This is a genomic window from Shewanella sp. DW31 (assembly GCF_015767295.1).
Classification (GTDB): domain Bacteria; phylum Pseudomonadota; class Gammaproteobacteria; order Enterobacterales; family Shewanellaceae; genus Shewanella; species Shewanella oncorhynchi.
Genome location: NZ_JADWMP020000013.1, coordinates 35,307 through 48,182 on the forward strand (window position 1 = coordinate 35,307; position 12,876 = coordinate 48,182).

The 12,876-nt window shown below is 45.0% G+C and carries 13 protein-coding genes and 2 pseudogenes; 3 read left to right on the forward strand and 12 right to left on the reverse strand.

Annotated features, from left to right (window positions below; genetic code table 11):
* Window positions 1-390 precede the first annotated feature (390 nt).
* Complete coding sequence (locus GWI56_RS12255) at window positions 391-828, reverse strand: hypothetical protein (RefSeq protein WP_113940113.1); 438 nt, start codon at window positions 826-828, stop codon at window positions 391-393.
* 218 nt (window positions 829-1,046) lie between these two features.
* On the opposite strand from GWI56_RS12255, the pseudogene GWI56_RS12260 reads away from it, so the two are divergent.
* Window positions 1,047-1,508, forward strand: a pseudogene (locus tag GWI56_RS12260) (transposase); the annotation flags it as partial.
* 291 nt (window positions 1,509-1,799) lie between these two features.
* A complete protein-coding gene (locus GWI56_RS12265; protein ID WP_198573037.1) occupies window positions 1,800-2,276 on the forward strand; it encodes a hypothetical protein in 477 nt (158 codons plus the stop codon).
* A 34-nt stretch (window positions 2,277-2,310) separates the two neighbouring features.
* Here the strand turns inward: GWI56_RS12265 and GWI56_RS12270 are convergent, their stop codons facing one another.
* The 8 genes and pseudogenes from GWI56_RS12270 to GWI56_RS12305 form a co-directional block, all read right to left on the reverse strand.
* Window positions 2,311-2,895, reverse strand: coding sequence for a DUF4375 domain-containing protein (locus GWI56_RS12270; protein ID WP_198573038.1), 585 nt, complete (start codon window positions 2,893-2,895; stop codon window positions 2,311-2,313).
* 119 nt (window positions 2,896-3,014) lie between these two features.
* The gene (locus tag GWI56_RS12275; protein ID WP_063883307.1) at window positions 3,015-3,401 is read right to left on the reverse strand and encodes a DUF971 domain-containing protein; all 387 of its coding nucleotides are present in this window, start codon (window positions 3,399-3,401) and stop codon (window positions 3,015-3,017) included.
* Between the two features lie 194 nt (window positions 3,402-3,595).
* On the reverse strand, window positions 3,596-4,924 hold the full coding sequence (gene hslU / locus GWI56_RS12280; RefSeq protein WP_105251238.1) for an HslU--HslV peptidase ATPase subunit: 1,329 nt from the start codon (window positions 4,922-4,924) through the stop codon (window positions 3,596-3,598).
* Between the two features lie 19 nt (window positions 4,925-4,943).
* Window positions 4,944-5,468, reverse strand: coding sequence for an ATP-dependent protease subunit HslV (gene hslV / locus GWI56_RS12285; protein WP_006083300.1), 525 nt, complete (start codon window positions 5,466-5,468; stop codon window positions 4,944-4,946).
* 144 nt (window positions 5,469-5,612) lie between these two features.
* Window positions 5,613-6,188: a prepilin-type N-terminal cleavage/methylation domain-containing protein gene (locus GWI56_RS12290; RefSeq protein ID WP_198573039.1), complete on the reverse strand. Its 576-nt coding sequence runs from the start codon at window positions 6,186-6,188 to the stop codon at window positions 5,613-5,615.
* A gap of 165 nt (window positions 6,189-6,353) precedes the next feature.
* A complete protein-coding gene (locus GWI56_RS12295; RefSeq protein ID WP_198573040.1) occupies window positions 6,354-6,905 on the reverse strand; it encodes a dihydrofolate reductase family protein in 552 nt (183 codons plus the stop codon).
* A gap of 15 nt (window positions 6,906-6,920) precedes the next feature.
* Window positions 6,921-7,196, reverse strand: a complete 276-nt coding sequence (locus GWI56_RS12300; RefSeq protein ID WP_173247249.1) for a hypothetical protein — start codon at window positions 7,194-7,196, stop codon at window positions 6,921-6,923.
* 415 nt (window positions 7,197-7,611) lie between these two features.
* Window positions 7,612-8,214, reverse strand: a pseudogene (locus tag GWI56_RS12305) (response regulator).
* Window positions 8,215-8,426: 212 nt separating this feature from the next.
* Here GWI56_RS12305 and GWI56_RS12310 point away from each other — a divergent pair.
* The gene (locus GWI56_RS12310; protein ID WP_198573041.1) at window positions 8,427-10,238 is read left to right on the forward strand and encodes a PhnD/SsuA/transferrin family substrate-binding protein; all 1,812 of its coding nucleotides are present in this window, start codon (window positions 8,427-8,429) and stop codon (window positions 10,236-10,238) included.
* Window positions 10,239-10,302: 64 nt separating this feature from the next.
* On the opposite strand, the gene GWI56_RS12315 is transcribed toward GWI56_RS12310, so the two are convergent.
* The 3 genes from GWI56_RS12315 to GWI56_RS12325 form a co-directional block, all read right to left on the reverse strand.
* Entirely contained in the window at window positions 10,303-10,629 is a 327-nt protein-coding gene (locus tag GWI56_RS12315; protein WP_173247240.1) for a hypothetical protein, read from the reverse strand.
* Between the two features lie 95 nt (window positions 10,630-10,724).
* On the reverse strand, window positions 10,725-11,552 hold the full coding sequence (locus GWI56_RS12320) for a hypothetical protein (RefSeq protein ID WP_198573042.1): 828 nt from the start codon (window positions 11,550-11,552) through the stop codon (window positions 10,725-10,727).
* A 408-nt stretch (window positions 11,553-11,960) separates the two neighbouring features.
* Window positions 11,961-12,872 (reverse strand): LysR family transcriptional regulator, encoded by a 912-nt coding sequence (locus GWI56_RS12325; RefSeq protein ID WP_071938732.1) that lies wholly within the window; start codon window positions 12,870-12,872, stop codon window positions 11,961-11,963.
* Between the last annotated feature and the right edge of the window lie 4 nt (window positions 12,873-12,876).

Below are 12,876 nucleotides of genomic sequence, written 5' to 3' on the forward strand. Positions count from 1 at the left end.
AGCAGGGCTTCGTGCTTATTCAAAATCGCTAACGCTTACGGTGGTACATCCCTATTAATTAAATAAAGAATCCGAAAGCTAACTTGGCATCCATGCCTCGCTCACGCTATTTTCTTCAACGCCCTTCGGCAACTTCGCAGGGGAAGGTAAACTTCTGAAGTTTTACGGTTGTTTGTTAGTATTTAAAAAGAGTACTAACACTCCATTTTTAAAATTTAACAATGGGAGTCTAAATAACAAGAGCTAATTCATATAATAAGGCTGGTGGAGCACGTTTTATATTACAAAAATGAGATTGGGTATCCTTAGATATAAAAACATCGGCCTAGACCGATGTTTTGGGGTTGTCTGATGCAATAAAATTCACATAAACAGTGAGATAGCTAACCACTAATCCCAATATACTGTATAGACATGATAGCCAGCATACGGCTTAGGGGATAGTTGATGTTCGCCATAGGGCCAGCCTGTCCCCATTCCATCTGCTGCGATTCCTTCAATCCATTCTTCCACTTCCGCCAGAGGCGCACAGGTAAGAATATGAATGTTCTCAGCTGCAGGCCATAGCTCATCATCCTCAAGTGCTTCGGACCATTCATCGTGCATCCCAACATAAACACCTTGCACATCTGACCTATGTTCGATTTCTTTCAAGCAACGATAGATTTCTTTGATGGATGGTCGACCATAACCCCAATTATTGGGTGCGATAGACTCTTCATCTTCGTTTTCTAAAAAGTACTCATTTAATGTCACTACCGGACAGTGCTCTGGATCGGCGGTCGATAAGGCGCTTAATTTATTGAGTAATTCCGTTCTCGTTGTCACTGACAATACTCCATTTCTAAGATTTGTTTCCAGCGAAGGTTTAACTGTTTTATCACATATGCAGGGCTAATAATAAATCTGGCCATCCATTTTAGAGCAACAATATAATGCACTTTCAGGTTGCCTACAAAGAAGCTGTTTTCAAGGCACCCAGCTTAAATGGTGTGGTAGTTAACCTCCGACTATGTTTTGATTAAGCATTAAACAAGGAGGTTTATATGCCGCGTCCTCTCAGAACTTAATAAGCCTTGAAGACATTCCCTATTACCATTGCTATAGCCGCGTTGTGCGGCGTGCTTTTTTATGTGGCGATGATGCCTATTCTGGGAAAAATTATGACCATCGCCGTAGTTGGGTTGAGTCACTACTGTTTGAACTTGAAGCCGTTTTTGCTATCGAAGTTGCAGCCTTTGCGGTGATGTCGAATTATCTGCATGTGGTGTTGCCAGCCGATATCGACAGTGCCAATCGTTGGACTGACCGCGAAGTACTTGAGCAGTGGCATAAGTTGTTTAAAGGCGATGAGTTAACGCAAAAATCCGTTTAAGGAGAGCTAGTTGAGGCGCATGAGGTCAACCGATTATGCGTTATTTCATGCCTAAGTTTTCAAAAGAGCGCGATGTTTGAATGAGCTAATAGCAAGACAAGCAAATCAAGAAGATAACTGTACAGGCCACTTTTAGCAGGGACGGTTTAAATCACAGGCCTTACTTGATGAAGTTGCTGATTTAAAATGGTAGGCCTGATAATTTTCATTCCATTATCCTTGACCATGTGATCGCAGTGTTCGCGCTTACTTATGCTGCAAATGGCGCCATCAAGCGCTTAGGGATAACTCATTTTTAAATCAAAGTTGGCGAGTCACTGGCGTAATAGTCTTAATCGTTGGGTGCATTGATCAAAAAGTTATTATTTTATAGTATGTTACTCAATTTTAATGCGTCACTTAACGCAGCAGGAGCTTAGTTCGTATGCGGGAATATGATGGGATTGAAAAGCGTTATCAAAGACCTGATGCCGATTTAGCTAAAAGTTTGATGATTATCGAAAATTTATTGGGTTTTACGCCGCTAGAGGATAGGTTGGAATTTGATTTGTCTTTTTGGGCTGGCGGCTCAGGTGTATTCGATAAGTTGGCGGTTTCATGTTCTGTGACTCCAGAGCAAATGGTACTCGCGCAAGATAAGTTGAGACTCTATTCCCCAGAGGCGGCGATAGCGTTAGATGAATGGCGTGATGATTTTATTTGGTTAGTGGAGGATGAAGACGTTTGTACCGATGTGCTGGTTAGGTCGGCGCATTTTATTAATAAAAATAAAGCGCCATTTCAAGATGTTTGTCTTAAAACGCAGTCTATTTATTTCGCTTACATGAGTGATGTGAATGGCTGGACTGCGGTATGGGGTCAGCAAGATAGGCTCAATTATGCTTATTTCTGCCAAGGATAGCCTTTATCTTTAAGTGATTACCGACAATCGCCAGTTAAGTGTTATTTACCAGTCCGTAATCAAGGGCGTAGCTTTCAAGCTTGGCATCGAGATCATCTAGATCTTTATAAAACTCGTCATCGAGCTTATCGAGTACGCTGTACAGGTCTTGGTTATCGGTTGCGGCTAAACGACGATCTCTGTCGATTGGTACTGGCTTTTCGCCAAACACGGCCTGTTTTGCTTGGTGCAATAAGTTTAACGAGTGGCTTGCTCCCATTTGGATAAGTCCACGTTCAGCGAAGGCGTAATGCTCACCTGAAGAGTTGTCGAAATACTGAATAAATCCACCATTATAGACTTCGCCAGATAAGCAGTTCACCGCATAGTAGTTTTGTTCCTCTGGTCTAAGCGTATAAAAACCTTGTTCTTTGTTATGTACCCTAACAACAAGATCTCGCCAAAAGGCTCGAAAGGGACAGGTTTTATCGAGTTCACGCTCTTGTTGGTAGTATTCCTTCGCACGCTCGAGATTTGCACGTATGCCATGTTTGCAGGGCATGCATAAACCCTCATTTTTCTCGGCGGTACTCGGAAGGATTAAGGTGTTACATTCTTGGCAGGGGATTTTTTCCGACATGGTCTTTCCTTTGATACTCAAGTCAGTAAGAGAAGTCACAGCTTCACAAGCTACCCATTGTTAAATTCTCTGTTTCTAGAGTTTACATCCCACAATTAAGCGTCTATTTACCTAACGTACTAGTTGTACTTTATATTCATCGCAATCAGCGGTTCGCGTGAGGCTTTTTCTGCGCGTAGGCGGGCGAGGTATTTTTCCCATAGATCCACCTGGTGGGTGGCGAGATCGTAGAGCACTTTCCAGGAGAATAGGCCTGTGTCGTGGCCGTCATCGAAGACGATTTTCACTGCGTAGTTACCGACGGGTTCAATGGCGCTGATGTTGACGTTTTTCTTGTGGGTGACCAGCTTTGGATTACCGTGACCATGCACTTCGGCCGAGGGCGAGTAGACTCTGAGCATCTCGCAGCTGAGCTGATATTGCTCACCATTGTCGAAACTGATTTCTAGAATGCGTGATTTACGTTTCAGTTTAAGATCGGTGACATTGGGCGTTGCTGTGGTCATAGGTTGGCTACCAAGAAAATGCTAAGGATAGGATAACGACTCATTAAAATAACACCTGACTAATGTAACCACTCGCGGCCAAGGATACAAAGGGTAAGCGAGAGCCTTGGTCAGGCTTTTTCGTTTAAGTCACACTTTTGCATTTGAGTCGTTTACCGCCAAGTCGTTTGAGCTTGGCGGTGAACAGTTTAGTACTAGAGGATAAAGCGGCTGAGATCTTCGTCTTGGACTAAGTTATCTAAGTGGGCGCTGACATAGTCTGCGTCGATAACAAAGGCGGAACCCGATTTTTCCGATGCCTCGTAGGAGATATCTTCCATCAGCCTTTCCATCACAGTGTGTAAACGACGAGCGCCGATGTTTTCGGTGCGCTCGTTCACTTGCCATGCCGCTTTCGCAATGCTGTCGATACCCGATTCGCTGAATTCAACTTTCACGCCTTCTGTGCCCATCAGCGCGATATATTGCTCGGTGAGCGAGGCGTGTGGCTCAGTCAGAATGCGTTTAAAATCATTGGCTGATAGCGCATCTAGCTCGACACGGATTGGTAAACGACCCTGTAATTCAGGAATTAAATCCGACGGTTTAGACATCTGGAATGCGCCAGAGGCGATAAACAGTATGTGGTCGGTTTTTACCATGCCGTGTTTTGTGGTAACAGTGCAGCCTTCGATGAGCGGCAGTAAGTCACGTTGTACGCCTTCACGGGAAACGTCTGGGCCTGAGGTTTCGCCGCGCTTACAGATTTTGTCGATTTCGTCGAGGAACACTATGCCGTGTTGCTCAACCATTTCAATGGCTTGTTCTTTTAAATCTTCTTGATTAACCAGTTTTGCCGCTTCTTCTTCGATCAATAGCTTAAAGGCTTCTTTGATCTTCATCTTGCGACGTTTTGCTGGTGCTTGGCCCATGTTTTTAAACAGACTTTGCAGCTGGTTGGTCATTTCTTCCATGCCTGGAGGCGACATGATTTCAACACCAATTTGCGGTTGGGCCACATCGATATCGATTTCTTTATCGTCTAATTGGCCTTCGCGTAGTTTTTTGCGGAAGACTTGACGGGTATTTGAGTTGGAATCGGTTTCAGTGCTTTCCCAGTCGTTTTTCGGCTTAGGCAACAGGGCATCGAGAATGCGCTCTTCGGCATTTTCTTCGGCGCGTTGGCGACACTTGCCCATTTGCTGTTCACGGGTCAGCTTGATGGCGATATCGGTCAAGTCGCGGATGATTTGCTCGACTTCTTTACCGACATAACCCACTTCTGTGTATTTAGTCGCTTCGACCTTGATAAAAGGCGCGTTCGCCAGCTTGGCTAAACGGCGGGCAATTTCAGTTTTACCAACGCCTGTTGGACCAATCATCAGAATATTTTTTGGGGTGACTTCTTGACGGAAATCCGCGTCAAGTTGCATCCGGCGCCAGCGGTTGCGCAGGGCGACAGCAACAGAACGTTTGGCCTTTTGTTGGCCAATAATGTGTGCATCCAGCTCGTGGACAATCTCACGGGGGGTCATTTCAGACATAATATTCCTCACGGGCTGTTTAGTAATTGAGTTCTTCAATCGTTTTGAATTGATTGGTGAATACGCAGATATCCGCAGCAATAGTCAGGGATTTTTCGGCGATTTCTAAGGCTGACAGCTCAGTATTTTGCAATAGTGCAAGGGCCGCCGCTTGGGCATAGTTGCCGCCTGAACCAATGGCGACTAAGTCGTGTTCTGGCTGAACGACATCACCATTACCTGTGATGATCAGCGAGGTTTCCGCATCGGCCACGACTAACAGGGCTTCGAGTTTACGCAGCATACGGTCGGTACGCCAATCTTTGGCGAGCTCAACGGCCGAGCGCAATAAATGGCCTTGGTGCATTTCGAGTTTGGCTTCGAAACGCTCGAATAGGGTGAAAGCATCGGCGGTGCCGCCTGCAAAACCTGCCAGTACCTTGTTGTGATATAAGCGACGCACTTTTTTGGCGTTACCTTTCATGACGGTATTGCCTAGGGAGACTTGGCCATCGCCGGCGATGACAACTTGATTATTACGGCGTACTGATACGATAGTGGTCACAATGAATCCTCTTCTGGCCCGCAGCAAAAGTTGCGGTGGATGATGGGATATATATGGGGATGGATGACAATAATTCAAGTAATCGCGGCAAATGCCAAAGGAGTTTGCGATCTTTCGCGCTCCTTTAGCAATAAAAATAAGCACTTATTGGGAAAGGGTGGATCGACCTACAATAGTGCGGCCATCGAAGGGATAGTATTTAAGATCCCAGTTTTCACTGCCGAAGCTGCGATCGTCCGAGACATAATTGAAAATGCAGTAAGCATTGGGATCGGTAATGTCGACGGCACCATACCAGTAAACAATGTCGACATTGGGAACTGTGCGCCAAGAGTATTGATCGGCAATGACAAATTCATTATTAGCCAAAAGACCTTGCCATAACTGACCACAATAATCGCCCTGCAATTTAGCACCGGCATCAGCGGTTGCAGTCTCTATTCCTAGTGGAAATCCTGTGGTGGTCGAGTCGAGTTTTCCGTCACCATAACAGGCGAGATCTTGGATATAACCAGAGTGACCGCCCGCAAGCCAGCAACTGTGATAAAGCTTAACACCAGAGGCAAAGGCCACAAATGCGGTTTTGGCTCTGGCATCGTGAGCATCTTGGCCTAGGTTTAAAAACCGTGGTGCTGCGACGACGGCCAAGATCCCAAGGATGATAATGACCACAACCAGCTCAATTAATGTAAAACCTTTCGATGACTGCAAACGACTCATATTGCTCACCTATTTGTTAGAGGACAATATTCTAACGGAACTTTGATTTGCAATTAGTAAGCCATTGATAATATTTAGTTGTTTAACATTGCTGTTACATGGTTATGCAGCAAGATGGCAAGCCATCACTTCACCCTTCAATGCAATCAGCCGAATGTAAACGGCTTATAAAGCCATTTTGTCTATAACACGATAGCGGGTTTGTACGTAGCCATTGTCATATTGCTGCGTGTGAATTGGCATTAATTGAATCGCTTGAGCTAAGTCGCCAAAGAGGGGAATACCTTTACCCAGTAAAGTGGGGATGCGAGTGAGCGTGAGTTCCTGAATTAGCCCCGCCGCTAAAAAGCCTTGGATTGTTTGGCCACCATCGATATAGAGATGTTTGAAGCCACGGGTTTTGAGTTGTTCGCTAATGCTTGCCGCATCGCCATTTAGCACTTGTACGTGCTCACTTAACGCCGACGGTACTGTTACGCCGCTGCGACTTAATACAAACACTGGGATATTTACATAGGGCCAATCACAATCGAAGGAGAGGACTTTTTCAAAGCTTTTTCGTCCCATTACAATCGCATCAATAGTGTCGATAAAGGCATGATAACCAAAGTCTTCATCGGGATTAGTACTGGGGTGCTGATTTAAAAAGTCGATATCCCCATCGGGCGTTGCGATATAACCGTCGAGGGTCGCGGCAATAAAAACGGAGGCTTTCATTCATCTTCCTTAATGCTATTTTCGAGCGTGTTTCTCTAATGATTCTTTCAGTGCTTGTTGTTGAGCGAGGCAGTCTTGTTTTGCTTTGCCCGACATATCGTTACACGTTTGACCTTTATCTGGGCCTTCCAATATGGCGGCTGCAACATAAACTGCGGCGTCGGCTGCATTGCATTCTTGTTTGCTGTAGGGGGAATTTGTATCACATTTTGAATTAAGTGGCCCAACGCAGCCACTCATACAGGTTAAGACTAAGGTGCTAAAGCTAAGTAATATTAAAGGTTTGAACATTCGCTCTTCCATGATTCATATTATTTGAGGCGGTTGGAAAGTATATAACTGCTTTGCAGACGGAACTAGAATTGGATCGTTCCATTTCCACTTTAGTTGTTATCTTGGAGGAAGGCATTCGCGGATGGAAGCAAAAAATCCCCGAGGGTATAGTTACCCTCGGGTGGAGGTTCAAAAAGCAGTGGATTTCTTGAGCGCCTGCGGGGCACAAAGGAAGGAACCTATGGCTTGATTGTGCGGGCTGATACGATATTTCACAAAGCCAAATGCGCAAACTGCGACAGCTTGTCGCAGGTTGGATGAAAACTGTGTAGTTACGGTATCTTGAATGGTCGGGGTAAAAAGGGTTTAACGGTTAAATCCTTATGCGTGGCGAGAAGGCTTAACGATTGTTTAGTGACCACGGGTGATTGACTTATAAGACAGAATTCAGATTGCCTAAGTGCTGCACTAGCTCTGCCATATTGTTCACTTCGAGCTTTTTCATGATTTTTGCGCGGTGCACTTCAATCGTGCGCAGGGACAAAAACATCGCCTCCGATATTTGTTTGTTAGTCATGCCTTGGATCACATGGGCTAACACTTGCTGTTCGCGCTCGGTCAGTTGGTCAAATTTATGTTGCAGACTTTGCTGCTCGAAGGCCGCTTGGCTTTCACGCTGCGCCTTTTCAATCGCTTGTACTAATGCCTTGCCGGACACTGGTTTTTGAAAAAAATCGCAGGCTCCCTTACGAAAGGCGCTTAACGCCATAGGTAAATCACCATGGCCAGTGAGAAATATCACGCCTAGCGGGCTGTGGGTTTCCAGTAATTTTTACTGCACTTCTTGGCCGGTGATTTCTGGCATTCGACTATCTAAAATCACGCAGCCCGCCTGTGATAATGCACAGTGCTCAAGGAAGTCGCGGCCGCTGTTGAAGGTTTGCACTTGATAGCCAAATTGTCCGAGCATAAAGCCCAGTGAATCCAGAATCGCTTCATCGTCATCGACTAGATAGAGTGGCAATTTTATCGACATGGTGTTCCTTGTGGCGCGGTAAGCATGCTATCAGCTTAAGCTGGGTGCGGAGTGGGCTCAATTTTAAGCCTAGGTCTTGGGAGATACATCACTAAATTAGCCAATTCCCTCTGGGCATAAATCAGAGTTTGGCGACATTTCACAGCTTGATTTTTATCTGCGAGCTAAAGTCGTTCCATGACAATGGCATATAAGAGTGGGTAATAGAGGCGATGACGATTGACTCTTGGTGTAAAGCGATATTGATGGGATTCTTGCTGAGTGTCATTGGGCTTAATCCGTCCTATGCCAACGAAGCGACAGAAGTGAACCATTTTAGAGTCGGAGTGCTGGCAAATCATGGCGTGTTACAGGCCAAGCAGCGTTGGCAACCTATGATGGATTACCTCAGTGAGCAAGTGCCTAATAGTCATTTTGAAGTCGTGCCTGTGGATTTTAATGGCATGCGTAGTCAGTTACTTGAGCATGATTTGCAGTTTATCGTCACTAACCCTGGGCAATATCTGCATCTAAGTAACAATTTCCCGCTGTCTTGGCTTGCGACAATGAAGAGTCGTAAGCATCAAGGCAGCACTTTTACCATAGGCGCGACCATTATTGTCCGCGCCGACAGCCCTATCCGTACCTTGCAGGATTTGCGCGGGCGCAATGTGGTCGCCAGTGATCCGCAGGCTTTGGGCGGGTATCAAGCGGCCATGGGGTTACTGCATAAAATGGGTTTTTTACCCGAACAGTTTTTTGGGCAAGTGCGCTTCCTCGGGTTCCCGTTAGAACCGCTTATCTATCAAGTCAGAGACGGCAGTGCCGACGCCGCAATAGCGCCTTTTTGTACCTTAGAGGAAATGATCGCAACGGGTCTTGTTAATCAGGGCGATTATCGGGTTATCCATCCTGCAACGCCTGCAGGATATGATTGTGAGGTGAGCACTCAGTTATACCCAAACTGGTCATTCGCTGCGGCGGATACGGTTTCTCCTAAGCTGACGATGGCGATTACCCGCGCCTTATTCGATTTACCCGCCGATCATATTGCAGCAATTACCGCCGATACTTTGGGCTGGACTGCGCCCGTAAGCCAGTTAAAAGTGATTGAGTTATTTAAAGAATTACAACTACAGGGAGCATCACCACCACTTTATCAAACCGTATACAAATGGATGGCAAAAAATAAAGAATGGGGTGGCGCACTGTTGTTAATTTTCATTATTTCCACCATTTATCACCTGTGGCTTGAATATAAGTTTCGCCAGAAAAGTGAGTTTTTAGTTAGCACTGAGCGTCAATTAAAGGACAAGGCACTGCAGCTTGAGCGACTGCAAAGTGCGGCGATTCTTGGGGAAATAGGTGCAGGACTTGCCCATGAACTCAATCAACCCATAGCCGCCATTACCCAATACAGCGAAGGTGCCATGCTACAACTGGAAAGGCTTGGGCAAGATAATCCGGAACTCTATGATGTACTCGGTAAAATTAATGCGCAGTCGATTCGCGCTGGAGCGGTTGTGCATCGTATTCGCGGTTTACTCAAGCGGCGTCAGGCCAAGACCGAACCTTTAGATATAGTGCCAGTGGTGAAAGAAGCTTTAGCTCTGTTGCGGCGCGAGCTAGACCGCGCCAATGTGCAAGTGAATGTGCGAGTGCAGGGTGAGCCCTTTGAACTGATGGGCGATAGCGTTGGTTTAAGCCAAATGTGGGTCAATTTAGTAAAAAATAGCTTAGATGCGTTAGAAACCTGCGGCGATAATCGTGTGCGTCAATTATGGATCGATATCTATTATCATCCAAATGAAATCAAAGTGTTAGTTATTGATAATGGCGAAGGGCTACAGGGGCAGGCGAGTGAGTTGATGGCATCTTTTGCCTCAACCAAAGATGCGGGATTAGGGCTTGGCTTAGCCATCTGTAAGGATGTGGTCACCCGCCATCACGGCAGCATTCAAATCGAAAACTGTCAGCAATCCACGCAAGCGTTACTCCCTTGGCAACAGGGCTGTGTGGTGACAGTCGTTCTTCCCAAGGAATAGGGTTATACACTTATGAGTAACCCTTAATGTGCGCATTAGCGAAGCATCCGACAGCTTTTATTGGTTAGCGGTTAATATTAATAAAAGCATCATTTTCATAATAATATTTTGCTGCACTAATTAATTCATTTAGCCCAGCTTCAGAATTTTGTTGCAGCAAATTACTCTTAATACTTTGCAAATCTGACACACTTAAGAAGCTTTTATAACCAATAGATGTTGGGTAAATTGGTTCATCATCACTACCACGATCTTCTTCTGTGTCATCGTCAAGTACAAGACATAATATCGAGTCATTAATTTCTTTATTAGAAGGTATATATACATCCCACTTCCAATCTAAAGATTCAATTTTATCCAACATGTTCTTGAGAGTTAATTCTAAACGCATTACGCACCTTTTGTGATACAGTTAGTCATTCCCGCGCCTTATTTGCGGTTAGTTTTTGGGGGAAAAGCCATCGCTTGATCTCTGATCCACTTCATTCATAACTGTAGATATTTACCAAAATATTCATCGACAGTTTTATGGCAGTATTTATCTTCACCTCGCCAATACTCAGCGAACACCCAGTCATTTTTGCCTTTAGAAGGCCGATTGTAGCTCCTTGGTCGTAACACTCCAATACTGGCTAAAATTTCTATTAATACCTGCCTTTCTGCCTTACTGGACTTTACGATCTTAGCCAATCTTCTTTCAAGGGCACTGGGATAATGAGTAGGTTCCGAACTTTCGATAGTGCTTAATATTTCTTTGAAACAATTTAAGTCTTCATCAGTTGGGCCAGGGATATCCGTATTTATAAATTGGTTTAAGTCAAAATATGTATATAAAATATCGCCATGACGGACACCACCCCATTTGATACGCTCGAAATTCAATACGTTTATATCTGTGTTGTTATAGTTGTGACTGCCCCTTATCCCGTATTTGCTGTCTCGGCATACACCGCAGGTGTAGGAGTGTGAAGTTGGTTTTCCGTCGGAATATGAAGTGCCGGATATAACGGGTGTATATTTATGCTCTGGGATATTTTTGGCAATTGAATAGGATGATAAAGAAGATCTTAAGTCTAAGCGGCGAGTTGTCAGGCTACTTAAAAAACCTTTAGCAATTTGTGCTCTGGATATTGTTTTTACTACTTTTGCAATGGTATCTATGCAGTCATCATGAGAAATCGAAATCGGATCAAACATTAATCCTTGTGACTTTGCGTACTCAAAATCTCCATCAGATAAGAGTCTATCTTTTGAGTCTATCCATCCATTCTTCCAGTAGGTGGAGAATAATATTTTCTTCGCTTTCTTATCCATATTTGAATTTATGCTTTCACTTAACGTTTGAGTATTAATGTGTAGCGTTGTTTGCGAGACATAAATCACTTGTTCGACTTGGCTACTACGACGATGTTAATTGGTGTGAATGATGCTATAGGAATTTGTTTTGACAGGGTAGTGGTTTTTATACAACTTTGGTGGTAATTGCTTGATATCGTTTTAGCTTTATCATTATGTTTGCATTATTAGTGACGTTGATTTCGAGTATTCTGGCCTTACATTTTGGTTGACACAGGTACTACATCATCTCAACGACATTAAACCTATAAGGCATATTTACTTTTAGTTTTCTATCATCTAGCAACGACTTGATGGTGGTTATTTTCTTCACATGACCACTTGTTTATCGTGGTTTTCTATTAGGATACTTTGGACGTTTGTAATTTAGGGCAGTGGATAGTTTTGGGAGAACTGGCTGAGCTTTTCTACTAAAAACTCTATGGTGCGACGGATCTTATGGCTTGGATAATCGGTTTGTAGGTATACCAATTGCAGTGGGATCGGTGGGGCTATTTTATCGGCTAGCACTAAGTGGAGTCTGCCTTCGGTCACATCTTGCGCCACATCGAGCCAACTCTTATAGGCAATCCCACGACCTGAGAGTGCCCAGTCGCGGATCACTGCGCCATCGTTACAGAAACGTTGGCCCCTGACTTCGATTTCAACAGGTGCGCCGTTATGACTTAACTTCCATTTCTGCCACGGCTCACCGCCGCGATTTAAGATCAGTACTGCGTGTTGGCTCAGTTCATTTAGCGTGCTTGGTGTGCCGTGTTGTGCCAGATAAGCGGGTGAGGCGACCAGTACCCTTGGCGTCATGGCGAGCTGACGCCTTTTAAGGTTTGAGTCGTCAAGTTGACCATAGCGCAAAGCCAAATGGATATTTTGGTCGATTAAGTCTGTCATATGATCGCCAAAATACAGCTGCACTGTCAGTTCTGGGGCGCTGTCCATCAATTCATCGAGCCAAGCACGGATCTGGCTGCGACCAATATCCGAAGGTAACGCGAGGCGTACTTCGCCCTTAAGCTCACCCCTGTGTTCGGCTAAATTGGCGCTGGCGGTTTCGAGAATCGCCAGTGCGGGTTTCGCCGAATCGAGAAAGATCCGCCCTTCTTCTGTGAGCTGTAAGCGCCGCGTCGAGCGAGCAAATAGCTGACATCCCAGCTTTTTCTCTAATCTTTGCAGCGCGGCACTTGCCGCTGCCGGCGTCATGCCTATTTCTTTACTGGCTGCCGAGAGACTCTCTAAGGCTGCGATACGCAGCGCTAATTGCAGATCGTTTAAATGATACATATCA